The sequence below is a fragment of the Amycolatopsis granulosa genome (assembly GCF_011758745.1).
Lineage (GTDB): Bacteria > Actinomycetota > Actinomycetes > Mycobacteriales > Pseudonocardiaceae > Amycolatopsis_E > Amycolatopsis_E granulosa.
Map to the genome: position 1 here is coordinate 611970 of NZ_JAANOV010000001.1, position 16651 is coordinate 628620.

Here is a 16651-nt window from a genome sequence, read left to right on the forward strand (position 1 = left end):
AGAAGAGCAGGTCCGAGTGGCGGAATGGCAGACGCGCTAGCTTGAGGTGCTAGTGCCCGTAAAGGGCGTGGGGGTTCAAGTCCCCCCTCGGACACAACCACTGCGCACACGGATGGTTGGGGCTGGGTTTCAGCCACCACCATCCGTTTTGTTTCGTTGTAGGTCAGTTTCAGGCCAAGCTGGCGGTAGACCTCCAGCTTGTCCCCCGGGTCCGCATCGCGCAGGACCTGGAGCAGCCCGCCCATCGCGTCGACCAGCTGACGGATCTCTGCAGCAGTCATTCTCCGGTCCGCCCCCGCACGGGTTCCCGACGTGGCGAGCTGCGCTTCCAGCGCCGCCTTCTCCTGCTGCACCTGCCTCGTCCACTTGGCCACCAGCGCCGGATCCGTGCCGGCTTCCAGTGCGGCCTGGTGACGCGCGAGTTTCCGGTCGCACTCCGCCAGCGCCCGGCGCGTCTCCGCTTCAGCGGGAGCATGGTCCGGCTGAGACTCCTCCATCGCGGTGAGCGACCGTTCGATCTTGCCGGGCGCGAACACCTGGGCCAGCCAGATGTCGAGCGGCTCCAGCACCACATCCTCGCGCAGGTGCACCGTCAGCGGGTGGTCGACCCGGTTGACGAGGGCGTACTCGTTCGGATAGCGGCAGCGGTAATGGGCCCGCTCGCGGATCCAGTTGCCCTGCATGCGCCGCCCACAGCTCTCATGGAACAGCAGACCCTTCAGCGCGTAGGGATGCTTCTTCCGCTCGGTCACCCGGCCAGTCGACCGCGGCCCACGCGAAGCCAGGAGAGCCCGCACCTGCTCGAACGTCTCCCGGCTGACCAGCGCCGGATGGACCCTCTGATCGGAGAAGACCCACTCGTCCCGCGGATTCCACGCCAGCCTGGTCCGATGCCCGAGCCCGACATCCTCGACATCGATCAGGGACTCCTGCTTGCGCTGCTTGTTCCACACCTCGTGACCGGTATAGCGCGGATTCGTCAGGATCGTCCGGACGGCGCTCTTCGACCACGCCGCCCCCGACCTGTGCTGATTGCGTCCACGGTCGTACGCGGACGGGCACGGAACCCCATCGGCGGTGAGCCGTTGCGCGATCGCGAAGACACCGATCCCCGACAGGTACTCGTGGAAGATCCGCTGCACGACCGGCGCCGTCTTCGGATCCGGCTCGAGCCGATGCAGCCGCTTGCCATCGGCCGCCTTCGCCGGGTTCGGATGCGGCCCGGCATCAGCCAGCCGATAGCCGTAGGGAGGTCGGCCACCGAGGTAACGGCCCTCAACCTGGGCCTGTGCCACCATCGCCGACCGCACCCGGACCTTGATCCTGGTCCGCTCCCCCTTGCTCATCCCACCGAACACCGACATCACCAGGTCGTGCGCCTCGGACTCCGGGTCAACTGCTCCCCCGACCTCCGGCACCCACAACCCCACCCCGTAATGCGCGAACACCGGGAAGGTCAGCCCGTACTGGTTGCCGTAGAACGCCCGCTGAGGTTCGCCGATCACCACTGCCTCGAAACTGCGATCAGGCCTCTTGCGCACCTCGAGCAGCCGAGCCGCCTCCGGCCGGCGCTTCCACGGAATCGAGCGGGACTGCCCCACGTCGAAGAACTCCACCACGATTTCACCGGGCCGCTCGACCAACGCTCGAGCCCGGGCCAGTTGCCAATTCCGCGAGGCATCCGGATCCTGCTGATCCTCAGTCGACACTCGCCCGTAGAACGCGAACCTCATCGCTACGCCGCCTCCCGCTCCCCCGACGCACCGCGCCGCGACGCTGCCCGGGTATCAGCGCCACCACACCCGCGCTCGCCCGCTACATTGCACACCAATCGCAACAGCGCGCGCTGCGGCCGACGACAGAACCGGCGACGTCGGCGGCACAACGACATCGACCTGTTCGTCACTGAAGCCGGGGGGCCGGTGCGGTCGGCGCTTCTTCCCCGCGGTCATCGCCGCGCCTTCCGCAGCGCGTCCGACCAGTCCGGTGGCCCGCCCATCGGCTGAACAACCACCTCTACCCGGAACAGCCCGGAACCTCTCAGCAGACCAAACGCCGTCCGCCCGGAAATCTCGACCACCAAAACATGCGACACGTCCATATCTACGCTCCGCAACTGCGCCGACGTCAAGGACAAACGTCAAGCTGTTCAGCCCTCGCTCACGAGCGCCGGGTTCCCATCCGGAACCATCACGGCCTGACACACTGAACTCCGCCAGAGGGGCACTTCGGGGACACATGGTCCGGAGGAAACGACGCCTGCGCGGTTGGAACAGCTCATCCAATCGCGTCGCTGAGCCCGCAGATAGAGCAACTGAGCCATCTGGCCGGGTTCGAGTACCTACCGATGCTCTGGGAGCACCTTCACGCAACAACTGCCGCTCCCCAGATCACCTCCACCGAGCCGCACTCGGCGCGATCCAGCTCGCACTCCACGGCGGACACGGATTCGGCTGTGGCGACACCTGAGACAGCTGGCGCACCCTGGACGGCCATCGACTGGGAAGGAGGACCCACGCAGACGAGGTCGTCCGTCACCTTCTCGGAATCGCAGCTGACCCCGACGGCCCTCTCCTGCGTGCAGGCGAGCTTCACCCAGGGAGGAACACAATCGGTGATCTCATTAACGTCGGGATTGATGGCATTCGAGTGCGGTCCCGCCCCTACAACGCAGTAGGCGCTGAAGCTGACGGCTGGACAACAGCACCAGGGGGCGATGACGAGTGACACTCGGGACTTCAGGCTCGGTTCACCACTTTCATGAGTAGCACAGGCGCCAGTGAGAATCCGATCGGAGCCAGCCGGATTTCCTTGATCATCTGGGCAATAACGGCTGGACGAGGAACCCCCAGAGCGACGACCTTATGCCCACGATGATGAGCGACCTGAGCAACGCCGGTCTTGACCTGCAGCGAATCAATCAGGCTATGGCTTCACTCGGCTATGGGACCTCACCGACAACCTGCCCGGCGCCTTCCGCGCCTCCGCCTTCGAATACCGCCCGTATCCCGGCACCCCTGATTGGCACCAGCTGCTCGCCACCGGCCGCTACACCCCGGACCAGCTGCTCAACTACAGCCACGTCGATCTCACCGACGCCGGCCTGGACGACACCCTCCGCGAACGCGACGAGTTCAACTTCTCCGTCAACCTCCCGCTCGCTGATGCCCCCATCGACTACATCCGCACCCACCTCGTCGCGCTCGCCCGCGAACAACACGCCCGGAAAGCCGCATGACCCTCCACCACCGGGGCCTCTTCATCGCCATCGACGGACCCGCCGGAACCGGCAAAACCACCCTCACCCACGCTCTCACCGAGCGCCTCACCCGTGACGGCTACGCCGTCCACGCCACCACTCAACCCTCCCGCGCCCAGCTCGGCGAGATCGCCCGCCACGGAACCGACACCTACCGCGGCCACGAGCTCGCCTGCCTCGTCGCCGCCGACCGCTACCACCAGCTCCGCACCGAAATCCAGCCCCACCGCGACGCCGGACGCATCGTGCTCTGCGACCGCTACATCGCCTCCTCCTACGTGCTGCAAACCATGGACGACGTACCACCCGCCTTCATCCACAACCTCAATGCCGCAGCCGATCCACCCGACGTCACGATCATCCTTACCGCCGATCCCGCCGTCGCCGCCGCACGCATCCGACGCCGCGGCGCGCACAGCCGCTTCCACACCGGCATCATCTCAAGCCGCACCGAAGCAGCCCTCTACCGAGACGCCGCCACCTACCTGAAGACGCAGGGCCAGGCCGTGCTCACGCTCGACAGCGCCCGCGCGTCGACCGCCGGACTCGTCGAGACCATCACCCGAAAGCTGGCCCCATTGGCCCGTCTCCCACGACCGGAACAAGCCACCGCGTAGCCTCACCGCGTGGCCGACCGACACCTCATCGACGTACACATACTCCTCGTCGACAACGGCAAACTCCTGCTCAGCCGCCGCCGCGACACCAATCCCACCTTCGACGGGCATTGGCACCTGCCCTCCGGCAAACTCGACGCCGGCGAATCCGTCCTCCACGCCGCAGCACGAGAAGCCCAAGAAGAAATCGGCGTCCTCATCAACCCCAACGACCTGAACCACGTCCACACACTCCACGTCAACGGCTCAGGCGGCGAGCCCCGCCTCGGACTGTTCTTCCTCGCCACCCACTGGACCGGTGAACCGGTCAACCGGGAACCCGACAAATGCTCCGCCATCGCCTGGTTCCCCCTCCACAACCTCCCCACCAACCTCATCGACTACCCCGCCGCCGGCATCCACGCCTACCTCACCGGACAAACCTTCGCCATCCACGGCTGGCCCACGAGCAGAACTCCTGCCAATATGCTCGGCTGACATCGCCCATAGCCACTTGCCGTCGCCGGAACACGCCGAGCCGCGAACAGGCATCACCTGCGAGCCCGCCCGCAACGTCCGAGCGGCGCTACAGGTTGTCCAGACCCCAGGCGAAGGCGGCGAGCAGCACGACCACCACAAGTGCGATAGCAACTCTTGCGAAAGGATCATGGACCCGTCTCGAAGTACGGGCGACGCTGCCCTGGATGACGCAGACCCGCTGATACGGCCTGAGCACGACCTGAGCGGCGGGGTGGTGGGGCCGGGCGTGGTGACGGTGGTGAACATCGTGTTCGGGGTGCTGGGGACCCTCCTACTCACCGCGGGCGACGGGGTATTTCGCGGCGCAGAAGCTCGCCTACATGGCGGTGGACCGCTCCCGGCTGAAGGCCCGCGCCGAGACGGGTGATCAGGGCGGCAGGGGTACTCTGGATCACCGGGCGGACGGAATCCACACAGGACTGAGACACGTCCGAAGCCACCCCAGGCAGACTCACTCTCGCGAGTCCGGCTCCTCGCACGGCCGCGCTCGAGACTCGCAGACGAACGTCCCCTTCGATGGCACCGTGACAACAAGGCCCTCGTCTCGGAGGAGCCGAGTCGCATGACGCACCGTCCCCAGCAAGAAGCCCAACTCCGCCGCCAGACGCTTTTCAGCCGGAAGGGCTGTGTTCGGCGGGAGCTCGCCGGATTCTATGCAAGCCTTGAGCTTCTCAAAAGCGACCCGATAGAGGTATTCCGGGGATCGGTGCCGCTCCGTCATCGCCAACTCCCGCGAACGCGTCCCCAACCGTTCTCCTCGTTGAGTGCGACCTTGACGCGCTTGGGCTTCGCGTGGCGGCGACGATGCTGCGACCGAGAGTCGCTGCCGCGATGAGTCAAAGCGTCGCGAATACGCAAAAACCGCCGCCACATGATTCTTCCCTTCACAACTCATGTTTGTCGCGTTGTTACGTACCAAACGACGGTGCATTGCCTGAACGAGAAGGGGCAATAGCCCATTCGGGTCGTTATGCCCCCGAGCTCTCTCTCGGTACTCTTGGCTTCATGCCGAGACGCCCCAGAGCGGCGACGTCGCTCCACGACCAACCGCTCGCAAGTCTCCTGCGCTCGCACTGGTTGTCTCGCGCGCCACGTCCCACCACGCGAAAGATCGGCCATGAGGTCGGCGTGTCCCACGCGACTGTCAGTCGTTGGCTCGACGGGTCACTCCTCCCCACCGTCGATCAGACCAAAGCGCTCGCTGACTCCCTGGGCATCACCGGCCAAGCACGCGCGGATCTGCTTCAGGTTGCCGAGTGGGTGAACCCGAACCGTGGCACTCGCGGTCTTTTCGGCATCTCTGATCGGGCCGCCGACGCACTCATGGCCGAGCACCGAGCGACCACGATTGTGGAATGGTCACCACTCCGCATCCCCGATCTGTTGCAAACCGATGCTTATGCTCGCCGCATCACAGATGAGACGAGCGGCGTGACCTCCAAAGCTGAACGCCAGAAAGCCTTGTTCGAGGACACGCGGAAGAAGTATGAAGTTTTCCTCGGTCTACCGGCCCTTACGTGGCGGGTAGGCGGAGCGAACGTTATGACGCAGCAGGTCGAGCGGCTAATCGACACCCTCGACCGCCAATCAGCCGTCGTGCGCCTCGTGCTCGACGGTTCCGACTGGCATGACGGCCAACTCGGCGCGTTTGTGCTCTACGACTGTGAGGGTGACGATGGCGCGGTCCTCATCCAACATCTCGGAGCCGCAACCCTCCTCACTGATCGCGCGCTGGTCAGGCGCTACCGACGGGTTCACGCCGAGCTGGAGCGATTGGCACTGACACCCGAGGAGACTCGCCAGCGCCTCGATGCTCTTCTGCGGGAGTTGAGCACCACATTGTCGTGAGGCCGACCGCGATCAGTCGTCGCGGCGACGTAGCGCGGAGGCCGGGACGAGCTGATCGACGACCTCGAGCTTGTTCCGCCGCGTATCGGCCTACGGGATCTCGAAATCGACAACACCGGGCCAGTCCCCCTTCGGCGTGGAGAACCAGCCCGTCAGACGGCCGGGCACGTCGCCGGTCATGTCCAGTCCGGTGACGACCGTGTGCGCGGGCGCACCCGGGACACGCACGTAGATGGCGTCCAGCCGAACCCAGACCGGGGTGATGACCAGGACCCGCTCGTGGTCGGCATCACCTGCGAACCGCATGTAGGGGGTGTGCAGCATCTGCAGCCTCCTACTTCCGCCCCCTCGGCGCCGGTTCCGACCACCTCCGGCTGTCTAAGTACGGCTGGTCGTCGAGCTCGGCCCGCGCGGCCGCCGACCCAGAAGTGTCGAGACGCCATGCTGCCGGAGAAGCGCCTTGGGCCCGGCACGCCTGGCACTCGACAGCGATCTCAACACCACCGACAACAGCCCGATACCCCGACGCAGCGAGGGAGTGCCGGCCCGCAAGCCCTGCAGGTCGCCGGCAGGACGATGACCCGCGCACCGTGCGCATCGACGCGGTAGTTGGCGAGGCCGTCGTACCGGTCACCGCCCAGGCCCTCCACGCTCATCACCGGAGACTAACACGTCGTCGAACTTGTGTTCGAATCCGAGGCCGTCCAGGTGGTACATCGCCCGGGCGCGGGCTGCCGGGACGAGGGTGCGCCACAGGTCGCGGCGCTGCTGCGCTGCCTGGTATTCCCAGATGCCCCAGATCTCGACCGCCAGCGCCGTGCGGACGGCCGGTGGAGTCTGCCGCCACACCGGAAGCGCCTCGGCCCACTCCTCGGCGGTGGGCGGTGGGTGGCCTGCGGCGACGAGCCGGGCGATCAGGAACGCGATGTCGACTGCCGCTGATCCGGTGCGCGACCACGCCCAGTCGATGATCACGGCCTGGTGCCCGGAGACCAGGATGTTGAGCGAGTGCAGGTCGGTGTGCACCAAGTCGTGCCCGTCGGCTGCCTCGACCGCCCGCTCCTCCCACGGGATGAGCTGCTCGGCTACCGCGGGACCGAGGCCAGGAGGCGGGTTCTTGGCGAGCCGTCGCCAGGGTGCGAGTCGTGCCCACTGGTCTGCCAGCCGGGGCGCGGTTGCTGGGCAGTCGGCGAGGTCTCGCCCGAGCGCTGCCACCGCGCCGGCCACCAGCGGCAGGTCGGGCGAGCCCGGGGCGAGGTCGGCGTGAGTGCCGGTGACGCGGTCGAAGCCGAGCAGGAGCCAGCCGTCGACCTCGACGCGCCACCGCAGTCGCGGCGCGATGGCCGAGGGCAACCACGGGTTGATGTCCGCCTCGTGGCGGTGCATCGCGCCGCGTTTGCCCTCGGCATCGGCGATGCCCTTGCAGAACACGACTCCGCCGGAGCGCAGGTGCAATGTGGCCGAGAAGTCGGAGTTGCGTCCGGCCGAGGGGATCTCGGCGCGCGCGACAAGTCCGGCCTTGCGCTCGATCGCGGCGCGCACTGTCGCGGGGAGCTCGTCCCAGGTGCTGCGAGGCATCGTGGAGCTCCCCTGTCAGTCGCGGGCCGGCGGCGGGTCGTCGTGGCAGCCATTGTGGCAACCGGTGCACCCGGCCGCCTGCGGCCACAGCTCGGTCTCCAGCGTGAAGCCCGCGGCCTCGATCGCCGTCACCGTTCGGGCGACCGTCTCGCGGGCGGCTTCGCCGCTGATGGACGGGTCGTGGTCCTCGGTGGGCACGTGGTGGAGGAACCGGCCGGCGATCTGCTCGCAGAAGGCCGCGTAGTCGCGGGTGTGCAGGAGGAAGGTGTGCCAGCCGATGTCCACCAGCTCGCTGGGCGCGAGCGCGGCACCGGTGTTGCGGGCGCACGCTGCCAGGAAGGCCAGCGCCTGGTCCATGATGCGTTCGGCCAGCCCCCGCTCGATGTCGTGCTCGGCGACGATCCCGTCCACCAAGCGCTCGAACAGAGCGGGCTCGACCAGGGACTGACCGGTCATCGAGGTGCTCAGTACTGCGGTCAACGTGTCCTCCTTCGGAGTGTGCGATCACTCGCCGTAATCGCTTGGGAACACGTTACGATCGGGGCGGCCACGGCAGAACGGACTGCCAGTGCGGGTTGCCTGGCAGCGGCGAGGCTCGACCTGGGGGCGAACGCATGGCGAGGACGTCACGAACACCGACCGGCAGTCAGGGATCACGCTGCCTGGGCGTCGTGGCGGGGTTCGTGCTCAAGCTCGCCCGCCAATCCGTGGGGGCGACGCAGGACCGGTTCGCCGAGGCCGCGGGGGTCGACGTCACGACGGTGCAGGGGTGGGAATCGGGACGGCGGCCCCTCGCCGCGATGCAGACCCGGGACTTCCTCCGGCTCCGGACCACCCTGACCCGGCTCGGCGCGCCGGCCTCGATCGGCCGGCACCTGCACGAGGCCGTCGAAGCCGACGTGGTCCTCGCCGCGGCGGTCGACGCCGGCCCGGCCTGGCTAGCCCCGGCGCAGCACCCGCTGGCGGCCAACGTGCATCGCCGGTCGCTGACGAACCTGATCACCTGGCCGATCACCGGGATCCTGCCCGAGCAACTCCGCCCGCTGGCAGCGCCCACTCGCCGACGTGGCCCATCGGCCTCGCGACCAGAGCTGTATCCCGACGAGCGAACGCGCTTCTTCGACCACCTGCTCACCCTCGCCGACCGCGCCGCAGGGCCCGACCACGCCCTGCTCCGTCGCCAGGCGGTCTACCTGCTCAGCTTCGACCAGCGGCCCGCGAGCGTCGACTGGCTCCGCGGCGAGTGGGCACGCGCCAGCCGCCAGTCCATCAGAGCCGACGACGTGAACCGGCTGCTCGAAACGCGCTCCGCCTCGGTCGCACTGGCCGGCCGCGGCGACGGCGACGTGCTGCGCGATTTCACCGCCGCCATGTCGGAGACCCCGGATGTGGCGAACCTGAACTACTGGGCCTACTGGATCGGTGAACTGCGCGAGGACCACGTCGACGACGCCTTCATGCTGCACGCCGACCCCCGATCCTGGGGCGGGATGCACCTGCTGGAGCACCTCACCCGCCGCGTCGCGCCGTCCTCGCCGCACCTACCGCTGAACCTGCACACCCTGTTCACGTTGATAGCCTCACGCCCGTCACTGCTGACCGACTGGCCCAACCTGCGCCCACCGCTCGCCGAGGCCGTCGAGGTGGGCCTGTCCACCGACGAACTCACCCGCACCGAGCGGGACCAGTTCGCCGGCCTGCACTACGCCCTCCGCATCGCCGACCGATAGGAGAAACCGAACGTGTCAGACGCCAGCGCCATCGCCAGCTTCGGCTACGAACTCGGCATCCTTAAACGGATCCGGCGCTCGGGCTGGTGGCACGCCGGCGTCCGCGACCCCGAATCCGTGGCCGAGCACTCCTTGCGCGTCGCCCAGCTCGCCGGGCTGCTCGCCGCCGAGGAAGGCGCCGACCCCGCCCGCGCCGCCTACCTCGCGCTCTGGCACGACACCCAGGAAACCCGCACCGGCGACCTCCCCCACACCGTCAAGCCCTACCTCACCAAGCCCGACCCCAGGCGCATCACCGCGGACCAGACCGCCGGGCTTCCCGAAGCCGCGGGCGCTTCGGTCCGGGACGCCGTCGACGAGTACGAGACAGCCGAGAGCGCGGAAGCCCGCTGCGCCCGCGACGCGGACAAGCTCGAGATGCTCCTCCAAGCTATCGAGTACCGCGAGATTGGCGTCCAGCGCGTCCGGGGCTGGATCGACAGCGCCCTCAAGGGCCTCACCACCGCAACCGCCCAACGCGTCGCCGAAGCAGCCACCTCGCTCTCACCCCTCGCCTGGCGCGACCGATGAGCCCGGGCGAACCGCGTTAATCGCGAATCGGAATTGGCGAGCCTGGTGGAATAAAGCCGCGGGATTTCGCCGAAAAGCCGTTAGCTGATTATTCCAAATTGCCTAGGGCGCGAGGCCGCACAGGATTGCCAACCACGCACCAAGAACAAGGTAGGGCCCCAAAGGCATCGGGGCATCACGAGCTACCTGCCCCGCGGCACGTAAGACCGCGCGTGCAATTCCAGCGAGCAGCCACCCCAGTACGGTGCCGGCCAGGACGGCGCCCCAGCTCTGCCAACCCAGCGCGAGCCCAAGGAGCCCGGCGAGCTTGACGTCCCCGGCGCCAAGGCCCCCGAGTGCGAGAGCGAGCACGAGATAGCAAGCGCCCAGAACAAACATCCCGGTCACGGCCCGGAACAAGTCGGCGTAACCCGCCACAAGCACAGACCCAAGGACGAAACTCGTCCCCACCGCGAGGACGCCCACGAGGATCAGCACACCGGGCAGGCGTTGCCCAACGACATCGATCAACGCCAAGACCACCGACACCGCCGCGAACGAGCTGTAGGCCACCAGGTCGATCCCCCAGCCGAAACGCCAGGCCGCGGCTGCGAACGCCACGGCCGTCACGCCGGCTGACACCGCCCGCTCCCCCACGCTGAGCAGTCTCGTCCGCACCAACGCTCGCGAGCCCATCGCCACCGCCGCACCGACGCCGGCGCCGACGGCAGCCCAGCCGGTCAAGGCAAGCGGATTCATCGAAACTCCAGTGACCGATGCGTGCGAAACTGTCGCGATTCCTAGCCGCCATGAATACCGGACGCAAGCCTCGAATGTTCATGTCGCGCGTCCAAAAGGGTGAATCTTTCATGGTTGAAGCCATGCCGACCTCAAAGTCAGTGCGAGATGACCGTTGCGACCACAGGGGGACCGTGGTGTAGAAAGTTTGATCTGGGTGAACAGCGATCAAGCGGTGGTGGGGGGTACCACGGTGCAGGGGAGAACACGTCGCTCCTCGAGCGGATGGGCGGTCACGGGGGTGACCAGCCTCGTCTTGTTCGCGGCATGCACTCCCGACGATCCGACGGATCTCGCGTCTGGGCCGTCGACTGCCGCCCCGGCTCCCTCAGCTGCCGTGAGCACCAGTCCTTCCCCGACGGGCGAGGACCAGGCGAGGCAGGACGCGCTGACGGCATACCGGGCGATGTGGGAGGACTTCGTCCAGGCCGGGACCACATCGGACTGGCAGTCTCCGGAGCTTGGGGATCATGCGACCGGCCTCGCGCTGACCAACTTGTCCCGCGGTCTCTACGCAGACCACTACAACGGCCTAGTGACCAAGGGACAGCCGATCCTGAACCCGACGGTGTCCTCGGTCGAACCGGCAGGCGACCCCGTGAAGATCATCGTGTCCGACTGCGGCGACTCCACGAACTGGCTCAAGTACCGGGCTGACAACGGTCAGCTCGCGGACGACGAGCCCGGAGGCCGGCACGCGATCAACGCGATCGTCGAGAAGCAGGCCGATGGCTCGTGGAAGGTCACCGACTACGGCGTTCACGACGCGGGGACGTGCTGACCATGCGCCGCACCGCTGTCGTCGCCGGAGCCTTCACCGTGGCCGTCCTCGGTCTCGCGACTCCTGCCGTTGCCGGCGGCGGCTGGGGCAGCACCACCTGCAGCCAAACGCCCACGCCCGCGTGTGAACTCGGCGCGGGCACCAACGGCACCCCGGGGAAGGCTCCAGGAGCCGGGGCCCCCAACTCCGGGCGTCCTGGCGGCGGAACCAAGCCAGGCAACGGAAAACCCACGAATCCCGGCGACACGATCACGGGCGGCGATGCCGACATGGCGAGCTGCTCGTACGTGAAGAGCGACTACCAGCCTCCCAGCGGCGGCGCGTTCCCCGTGGCGCACAAGCCTCGACCAAGCAGTGGAGGCGTCGTGCCGGTGGCATTGCCGCGCCCTGCTCCCGCCCAAGCCGGGCAGGGACCGGGCGCCTGGTACGTCTGGAAGTGCTCGGGAGAAGGCTCGGCCGACACGTTGTACCGGCCTCCCGTGTGGATCCCCGATGGGGAACAGCCCGGAGCAGCGCAGCTGCCATCACCTGAAGAGCTGGCGCAGATGGCGCGCCGCCAGCTGCGGCTGCCCTCGCCAACGAAGTGGATCCTGGCTCGCCCGGCCTGCCGATCGCCCGCTCCTCCAACGCGATCGTTCTCCTGTCACGTGCTCATGCCGACGACCTCGCGCACCTTCCACGACGACTACCCACCGTGGCCCGATGGAGCCCGAACCCCCGTTTTGTTGCTGGTCGGCCCGGGCTATTCCGAAGCAGAGGTCGCCCGCGAACTCGGGGTGCCGCCGCTGGGGCGGGTGCCTCACGATCCACGTGGTGCCGCCGTTCTCTGCGGCCGGCCGGCAACATCGCGATGGGGACCTTCCCGTTCGGCGCTCGGGCGTTTCGCAGAGAAGGTTGCCGGCGAACTCGCCAGCCGTGGACACCTGGCCACACCCGAACCGCCCCCATTGCACACGCCCGTCCCGGCTTTGCACGTGGTCCCCGGTGTCCCGCCCGCCGCTGTCTCGCCCAACGGTGTCCGCCCGGCACCCTCCGCCGGAGGGCAGGCATTGTGACGCCGTCAACCGCGCCTCAGCAGCCGGTCAACGGCGCGACCCCGAGGAGGTCGCCGACAAGTTGGCCTACCGATGGCCGCCCGGCCGAGCCGCCAGACGCAGTGAGCCGGTTACGCCAGTACCTCCGTGAGCGGCTGAACGCCGATTTGCCTCAGCGCGTCGCCGACCAGCAGGACCGCACCGGGACGACCGCCACGCGCGAGGCGCGCCGTGAGCTGGCCCGCGGAATCATCGACGACGCCCTGCGCAGGCATACGGAGAACGAACTGGCCGCGGGCCGGCAGTTGCTTCCGCGCGAGGTCGAGCAGCGGGTGGTGACCGAGGTCGTCAACGAGCTGTTCGGCATGGCGGGGTTGCAGCCGCTGCTGGACGACCCGGCGGTGGAGACCATCAACGCCAACCGTTACGACCGGGTTTTCGTGCAGTACAACGACGGCCGCCGCGCCCGGGTGGGCCCGATCGCGTCGTCCAATGAGGAGCTGACCGATCTCGTGCGGCTGCTGGCCGCGCGGGCGAGCAGTCAGGAACGGCGGTTCGACCAGGGCTCCCCAGCAGTCAACCTCCAACTGCCAGGCGGGGAGCGGTTGTTCGCGGTGATGGGGCTGACTGCCGGCGGCATGACCGCTCTGTCGATCAGACGCCACGGCTACCTCACCGTCACCCTGCGGGACCTCCGGCTGCGCGGCAGTCTCGATCCCGGCCTTGAGCAGTTCCTGCGCGCGCTGGTCAAGGCACGCAAGAACATCCTGATCACCGGCGGCACTGGTGCCGGCAAGACCACGCTGCTGAGGGCGCTGGCCTCCGAAATGGATCCGATGGAACGGATCGTCACCATCGAGGACGCGTTCGAACTCGGCCTGGACCACGATCCCGACATCCACGCCGACGTGACCGCCTTCCAAGCGCGTGAGCCCAACGTCGAAGGCGAGGGAGCCATCTCCCAAGCCGAACTCGTCCGCTGGGGTCTGCGGATGAGCCCGGATCGGGTCATCGTCGGGGAGATCCGCAGGCCGGAGGTCATCCCGATGTGCAACGCGATGTCGCAGGGCAACGACGGGTCGATGGCGACCCTGCACGCGTCCAGCTCGCGAATCGCGTTCACCCGCCTCGCCTCCTACGCCGCTCAAGGCGCGGAACGGCTACCGCTGGAGGCAACGAACCTGCTCGTCGCCTCGGCGGTGCACTTCGTCGTGCACCTGGCGCGCGCCGACGACCGACGAACCCGCGTGGTGTCCTCGATCCGCGAAGTAGTCGGCGCCGACGGACCGCAGATCATCTCCAACGAGATCTACCGGCCCGGTCCGGATCGCCGCGCTCGCCCCGTTGCCGGCGCCCTGCGCGGTGACACGCTCGACGATCTGGTCGACGCCGGATTCGACCCCGGTGTGCTCGAGAACCCCGAGGGCTGGTGGGCGCCGTGACCGTCGCTCTCACCGCGACCACCGGCCTCGCCGCGCTGCTCGGCGCCGGCGCCGGGTTCGGGTTGTTGCTGGTCGTCCTCGGCTTTCGGGGAACCGCCACTCACCTCCCTCGGCGCATCCGCCGTCCCGAGTATCCAGCCGACCCGCGTCGCTCGCTCCGGCTTGGTATCGCGGTCGCGGCCGGGCTGGCAGCCGGTCTGCTGACTGGCTGGGTGGTTGGCGGCGTCCTCGCCGGGCTCGCCTGCTGGGCGTTGCCCCGCGTCCTGGGCAGGGACCCGGAGCACACCCGTCGAATCGCTCGCATCGAAGCGATCGCGACCTGGACGGAGATGCTGCGCGACACGCTGTCGGCCGCCGCAGGGCTCGAACAAGCCGTCCTCGCCACCGCGCCCCTGGCCCCACCGGCCATCCGGACCGAGGTGCGTGAGCTGGCGGCGGGAATCGAAAACGGCGAGCGTCTGGCTCCGGCGTTGCGACGACTTGGCAAGCGGTTGGACGATCCGGTCGGAGACCTGGTGATCGCCGCCTTGCTGCTGGCCGCCGAGCACCAGACCCGGCAGCTGGCCGACCTCCTCGGGTCGCTGGCCGAGGCGGCCCGCGGCCAGGCGTCAATGCGGATGCGTGTGGAGGCCGGGCGAGCCCGCACCCGCACGTCGGTCCGGGTCATCGTGGGCACCACCGTGGCCTTCGCGGTGGCCGTGGTGCTGCTCAACCGCAGCTACATGGGCGCTTATGACAGCGCCGCCGGCCAGATCGTGCTGCTGGGGATCGGCGGTCTGTTCGCGGTGGGGTTCACCTGGCTGAGCCGGATCGCCCGTATCTCGCAGCCCGATCGGTTCCTCGCCACAGCCGATGACGCACGAGTAGCCATTGGGAGGCAGGAATGAGCCCCCTGATCATCTCCCTCGCACTTGGCACGGGCGTGGGCATCGGGCTGTGGGCGCTGGCGGTCTACTTGTTCCCGCCGCGTCCCGCACTGGGCGTCGTCCTGACCCGCGCCACCGCGCCGCCCAGTTCCGAGCCGATCCTGACCACTGGGGACGCCGGCTGGGCCGCACGACTCGGCCGGCCGGCCGTCGCGCCTCTGCGCGCCCTCAACCTGCCCGGCCCCCGTTTGGCGCGCGACCTCGCGGTGATCGGCCGCTCGAGTTCGACCCACCTGGCGGAAAAGGCCACCCTCGCCGTCGCCGGCCTCGTCCTGCCGGCGCTGTTGAGCGCTCTCCTCACGATCGCCGGATTCGGCCTTGGTGTCGAGTTCCCGATTATCGCCGGTCTGGTGCTCGCAGCAGCCGGGTTCGTCCTCCCCGACCTGCAGGTTCGCACCGAAGCAGCGAAACTCCGCTCCGGGTTCCGGCACGCGCTGTCGGCCTACCTGGACCTGGTGTGGATCGCGCTGGCCGGTGGCGCCGGCGTCGACAGTGCGCTGGGCGACTCCGTCGCCATCGGCCGCGGATGGGCCTTCGCACAGATCCGCCGCGCGCTGGACACCGCCCGCCTGACCCGCACGACCCCATGGGCGACACTGCGCCGGCTCGGCGAAGAACTCGACGTGACCGAACTCGCCGAGCTCGCCGCCTCGGTCAGCCTCGCCGGCACCGAGGGCGCCAAGGTCCGCACATCCCTCGCGGCCAAGGCACAGGCCCTGCGCACCCACCAGATGACCGAAGCCGAGGGCGATGCCCAAGCGGCAACCGAACGGATGTCGCTACCGGTGATGGCCTTGTTCCTCGGATTCCTCGCCTTCATCGCCTACCCCGCTCTAGTCCAGGTCCTCAATGGACTCTGAACCGGCGTACGAGAGGAGAATCTGATGCCCTCACAATGGGACACCTTGTGGACCATCATCCGGGCTCGGGTGGATATGCTGCGGCGTGAACCCGAGGCCGGGTACTCGACCGAAACGGTGCTCGTGACAGCGCTGCTGGTCGTCGCGGCCATCGCGGTGCTCGCGATCATCGTCGCCAAGGTCACGTCCAAGGCCAACAGCATCGACATGTGAAGCTATGAACCGCAGGCAGATCCTCTGCGCGAGACCCGCCTCGTGGCGAGTCCGGCTCCGCAAGTCGTTGATGGGCGATCGCGGCTCAGTGAGCGCGGAGCTGGTGATCGCCACTCCCCTGCTGGTGCTGCTGGCCATCGTGCAGTTCGCGCTGTGGTCGCACGCCACGCACGTCGCGCAGGCCGCCGCCTCACAGGGCCTGGCGACGGCGCGCTCGCAGAACGGGACCGCTGCGGCGGGCACGGCCAGCGCGCAACAGCTCCTCGGCCAGCTCGCCGGTGGCCCGCTGCGCGGCGCCGCCGTGTCGACTGACCGGGGCCCAGCTGCAGCCGAAGTCCGGATCTCCGGGACGGCCACGTCGGTGGTTCCGTTCCTGACGTTGCCCGTGCACGCCGAGGCCGCCGGTCCTGTCGAACGCTTCGTTCCGAACCTTTACGGGTTCACGAAGTCTGAAGCGGCCTCCGGCGGGAACCCGAGTGCTGGAGGCGCCGGATGAC

Annotated in this window: 17 protein-coding genes, 1 tRNA gene and 1 pseudogene; 12 read left to right on the top strand and 7 right to left on the bottom strand. The window is 68.3% G+C overall.

The window, feature by feature from the left end; all coding sequences use genetic code 11:
* The first annotated feature begins 10 nt into the window (after positions 1-10).
* Positions 11-94, top strand: a tRNA-Leu gene (locus FHX45_RS03065).
* A gap of 739 nt (positions 95-833) precedes the next feature.
* On the opposite strand, the pseudogene FHX45_RS28675 reads toward FHX45_RS03065, so the two are convergent.
* Both FHX45_RS28675 and FHX45_RS03075 read right to left on the bottom strand, forming a co-directional pair.
* Positions 834-1733: pseudogene (locus FHX45_RS28675) on the bottom strand (recombinase family protein); the annotation flags it as partial.
* 1208 nt (positions 1734-2941) lie between these two features.
* Positions 2942-3220, bottom strand: coding sequence for a hypothetical protein (locus tag FHX45_RS03075; protein WP_167096507.1), 279 nt, complete (start codon positions 3218-3220; stop codon positions 2942-2944).
* Between the two features lie 14 nt (positions 3221-3234).
* Between FHX45_RS03075 and tmk the strand changes: the two genes are divergently transcribed.
* Entirely contained in the window at positions 3235-3876 is a 642-nt protein-coding gene (tmk, locus tag FHX45_RS03080) for a dTMP kinase (protein ID WP_167096508.1), read from the top strand.
* 9 nt (positions 3877-3885) lie between these two features.
* On the top strand, positions 3886-4353 hold the full coding sequence (locus FHX45_RS03085) for an NUDIX domain-containing protein (RefSeq protein WP_167096509.1): 468 nt from the start codon (positions 3886-3888) through the stop codon (positions 4351-4353).
* Between the two features lie 493 nt (positions 4354-4846).
* On the opposite strand, the gene FHX45_RS28535 is transcribed toward FHX45_RS03085, so the two are convergent.
* Positions 4847-5326 carry a winged helix-turn-helix domain-containing protein gene (locus tag FHX45_RS28535; RefSeq protein WP_341771326.1) on the bottom strand — a complete coding sequence of 160 codons (480 nt, stop codon included), beginning with the start codon at positions 5324-5326 and terminating at the stop codon, positions 4847-4849.
* 197 nt (positions 5327-5523) lie between these two features.
* Here FHX45_RS28535 and FHX45_RS03095 point away from each other — a divergent pair, with 197 nt between their 5' ends.
* Positions 5524-6243 carry a DUF5753 domain-containing protein gene (locus FHX45_RS03095; RefSeq protein ID WP_167096511.1) on the top strand — a complete coding sequence of 240 codons (720 nt, stop codon included), beginning with the start codon at positions 5524-5526 and terminating at the stop codon, positions 6241-6243.
* Between the two features lie 90 nt (positions 6244-6333).
* On the opposite strand, the gene FHX45_RS03100 is transcribed toward FHX45_RS03095, so the two are convergent.
* The 3 genes from FHX45_RS03100 to FHX45_RS03110 all read right to left on the bottom strand — a co-directional run bounded on the left by FHX45_RS03100 (position 6334) and on the right by FHX45_RS03110 (position 8301).
* Positions 6334-6567, bottom strand: a complete 234-nt coding sequence (locus FHX45_RS03100; RefSeq protein ID WP_167096512.1) for a hypothetical protein — start codon at positions 6565-6567, stop codon at positions 6334-6336.
* Between the two features lie 306 nt (positions 6568-6873).
* A complete protein-coding gene (locus tag FHX45_RS03105) occupies positions 6874-7821 on the bottom strand; it encodes a phosphotransferase family protein (RefSeq protein WP_167096513.1) in 948 nt (315 codons plus the stop codon).
* Between the two features lie 15 nt (positions 7822-7836).
* Entirely contained in the window at positions 7837-8301 is a 465-nt protein-coding gene (locus FHX45_RS03110; RefSeq protein ID WP_167096514.1) for a glycine-rich domain-containing protein, read from the bottom strand.
* Positions 8302-8492: 191 nt separating this feature from the next.
* On the opposite strand from FHX45_RS03110, the gene FHX45_RS03115 reads away from it, so the two are divergent.
* Both FHX45_RS03115 and FHX45_RS03120 read left to right on the top strand, forming a co-directional pair.
* On the top strand, positions 8493-9551 hold the full coding sequence (locus FHX45_RS03115; RefSeq protein ID WP_167096515.1) for a helix-turn-helix domain-containing protein: 1059 nt from the start codon (positions 8493-8495) through the stop codon (positions 9549-9551).
* 12 nt (positions 9552-9563) lie between these two features.
* Positions 9564-10121 (top strand): HD domain-containing protein, encoded by a 558-nt coding sequence (locus tag FHX45_RS03120; protein WP_167096516.1) that lies wholly within the window; start codon positions 9564-9566, stop codon positions 10119-10121.
* A gap of 102 nt (positions 10122-10223) precedes the next feature.
* Here the strand turns inward: FHX45_RS03120 and FHX45_RS03125 are convergent, their stop codons facing one another.
* Positions 10224-10859: a prepilin peptidase gene (locus tag FHX45_RS03125; RefSeq protein ID WP_167096517.1), complete on the bottom strand. Its 636-nt coding sequence runs from the start codon at positions 10857-10859 to the stop codon at positions 10224-10226.
* A gap of 376 nt (positions 10860-11235) precedes the next feature.
* Here FHX45_RS03125 and FHX45_RS03130 point away from each other — a divergent pair, with 376 nt between their 5' ends.
* From FHX45_RS03130 to FHX45_RS03155, 6 genes are all read left to right on the top strand, one after another.
* Positions 11236-11679: a hypothetical protein gene (locus FHX45_RS03130; protein WP_341771327.1), complete on the top strand. Its 444-nt coding sequence runs from the start codon at positions 11236-11238 to the stop codon at positions 11677-11679.
* Between the two features lie 1156 nt (positions 11680-12835).
* Entirely contained in the window at positions 12836-14155 is a 1320-nt protein-coding gene (locus FHX45_RS03135) for a TadA family conjugal transfer-associated ATPase (protein WP_424923786.1), read from the top strand.
* Entirely contained in the window at positions 14152-15042 is an 891-nt protein-coding gene (locus FHX45_RS03140) for a type II secretion system F family protein (protein ID WP_424923787.1), read from the top strand. The genes FHX45_RS03135 and FHX45_RS03140 overlap by 4 nt, the downstream gene beginning before the upstream one ends.
* 5 nt (positions 15043-15047) lie before the next feature.
* Entirely contained in the window at positions 15048-15941 is an 894-nt protein-coding gene (locus FHX45_RS03145) for a type II secretion system F family protein (protein ID WP_167108297.1), read from the top strand.
* 24 nt (positions 15942-15965) lie between these two features.
* Positions 15966-16154 carry a hypothetical protein gene (locus tag FHX45_RS03150; protein ID WP_167096519.1) on the top strand — a complete coding sequence of 63 codons (189 nt, stop codon included), beginning with the start codon at positions 15966-15968 and terminating at the stop codon, positions 16152-16154.
* Positions 16155-16158: 4 nt separating this feature from the next.
* The gene (locus FHX45_RS03155; RefSeq protein WP_167096520.1) at positions 16159-16650 is read left to right on the top strand and encodes a TadE family protein; all 492 of its coding nucleotides are present in this window, start codon (positions 16159-16161) and stop codon (positions 16648-16650) included.
* The last annotated feature ends 1 nt before the right edge of the window (position 16651 follow it).

Coding starts and splice junctions, on each gene's coding strand:
- FHX45_RS03150 (WP_167096519.1), top strand. CDS start 15,966: ATGCCCTCACAATGGGACACCTTGTGGACCATCATCCGGGCTCGGGTG.
- FHX45_RS03100 (WP_167096512.1), bottom strand. CDS start 6,567: ATGCTGCACACCCCCTACATGCGGTTCGCAGGTGATGCCGACCACGAG.
- tmk (WP_167096508.1), top strand. CDS start 3,235: ATGACCCTCCACCACCGGGGCCTCTTCATCGCCATCGACGGACCCGCC.
- FHX45_RS03155 (WP_167096520.1), top strand. CDS start 16,159: ATGAACCGCAGGCAGATCCTCTGCGCGAGACCCGCCTCGTGGCGAGTC.
- FHX45_RS03125 (WP_167096517.1), bottom strand. CDS start 10,859: ATGAATCCGCTTGCCTTGACCGGCTGGGCTGCCGTCGGCGCCGGCGTC.
- FHX45_RS03105 (WP_167096513.1), bottom strand. CDS start 7,821: ATGCCTCGCAGCACCTGGGACGAGCTCCCCGCGACAGTGCGCGCCGCG.
- FHX45_RS28535 (WP_341771326.1), bottom strand. CDS start 5,326: ATGCACCGTCGTTTGGTACGTAACAACGCGACAAACATGAGTTGTGAA.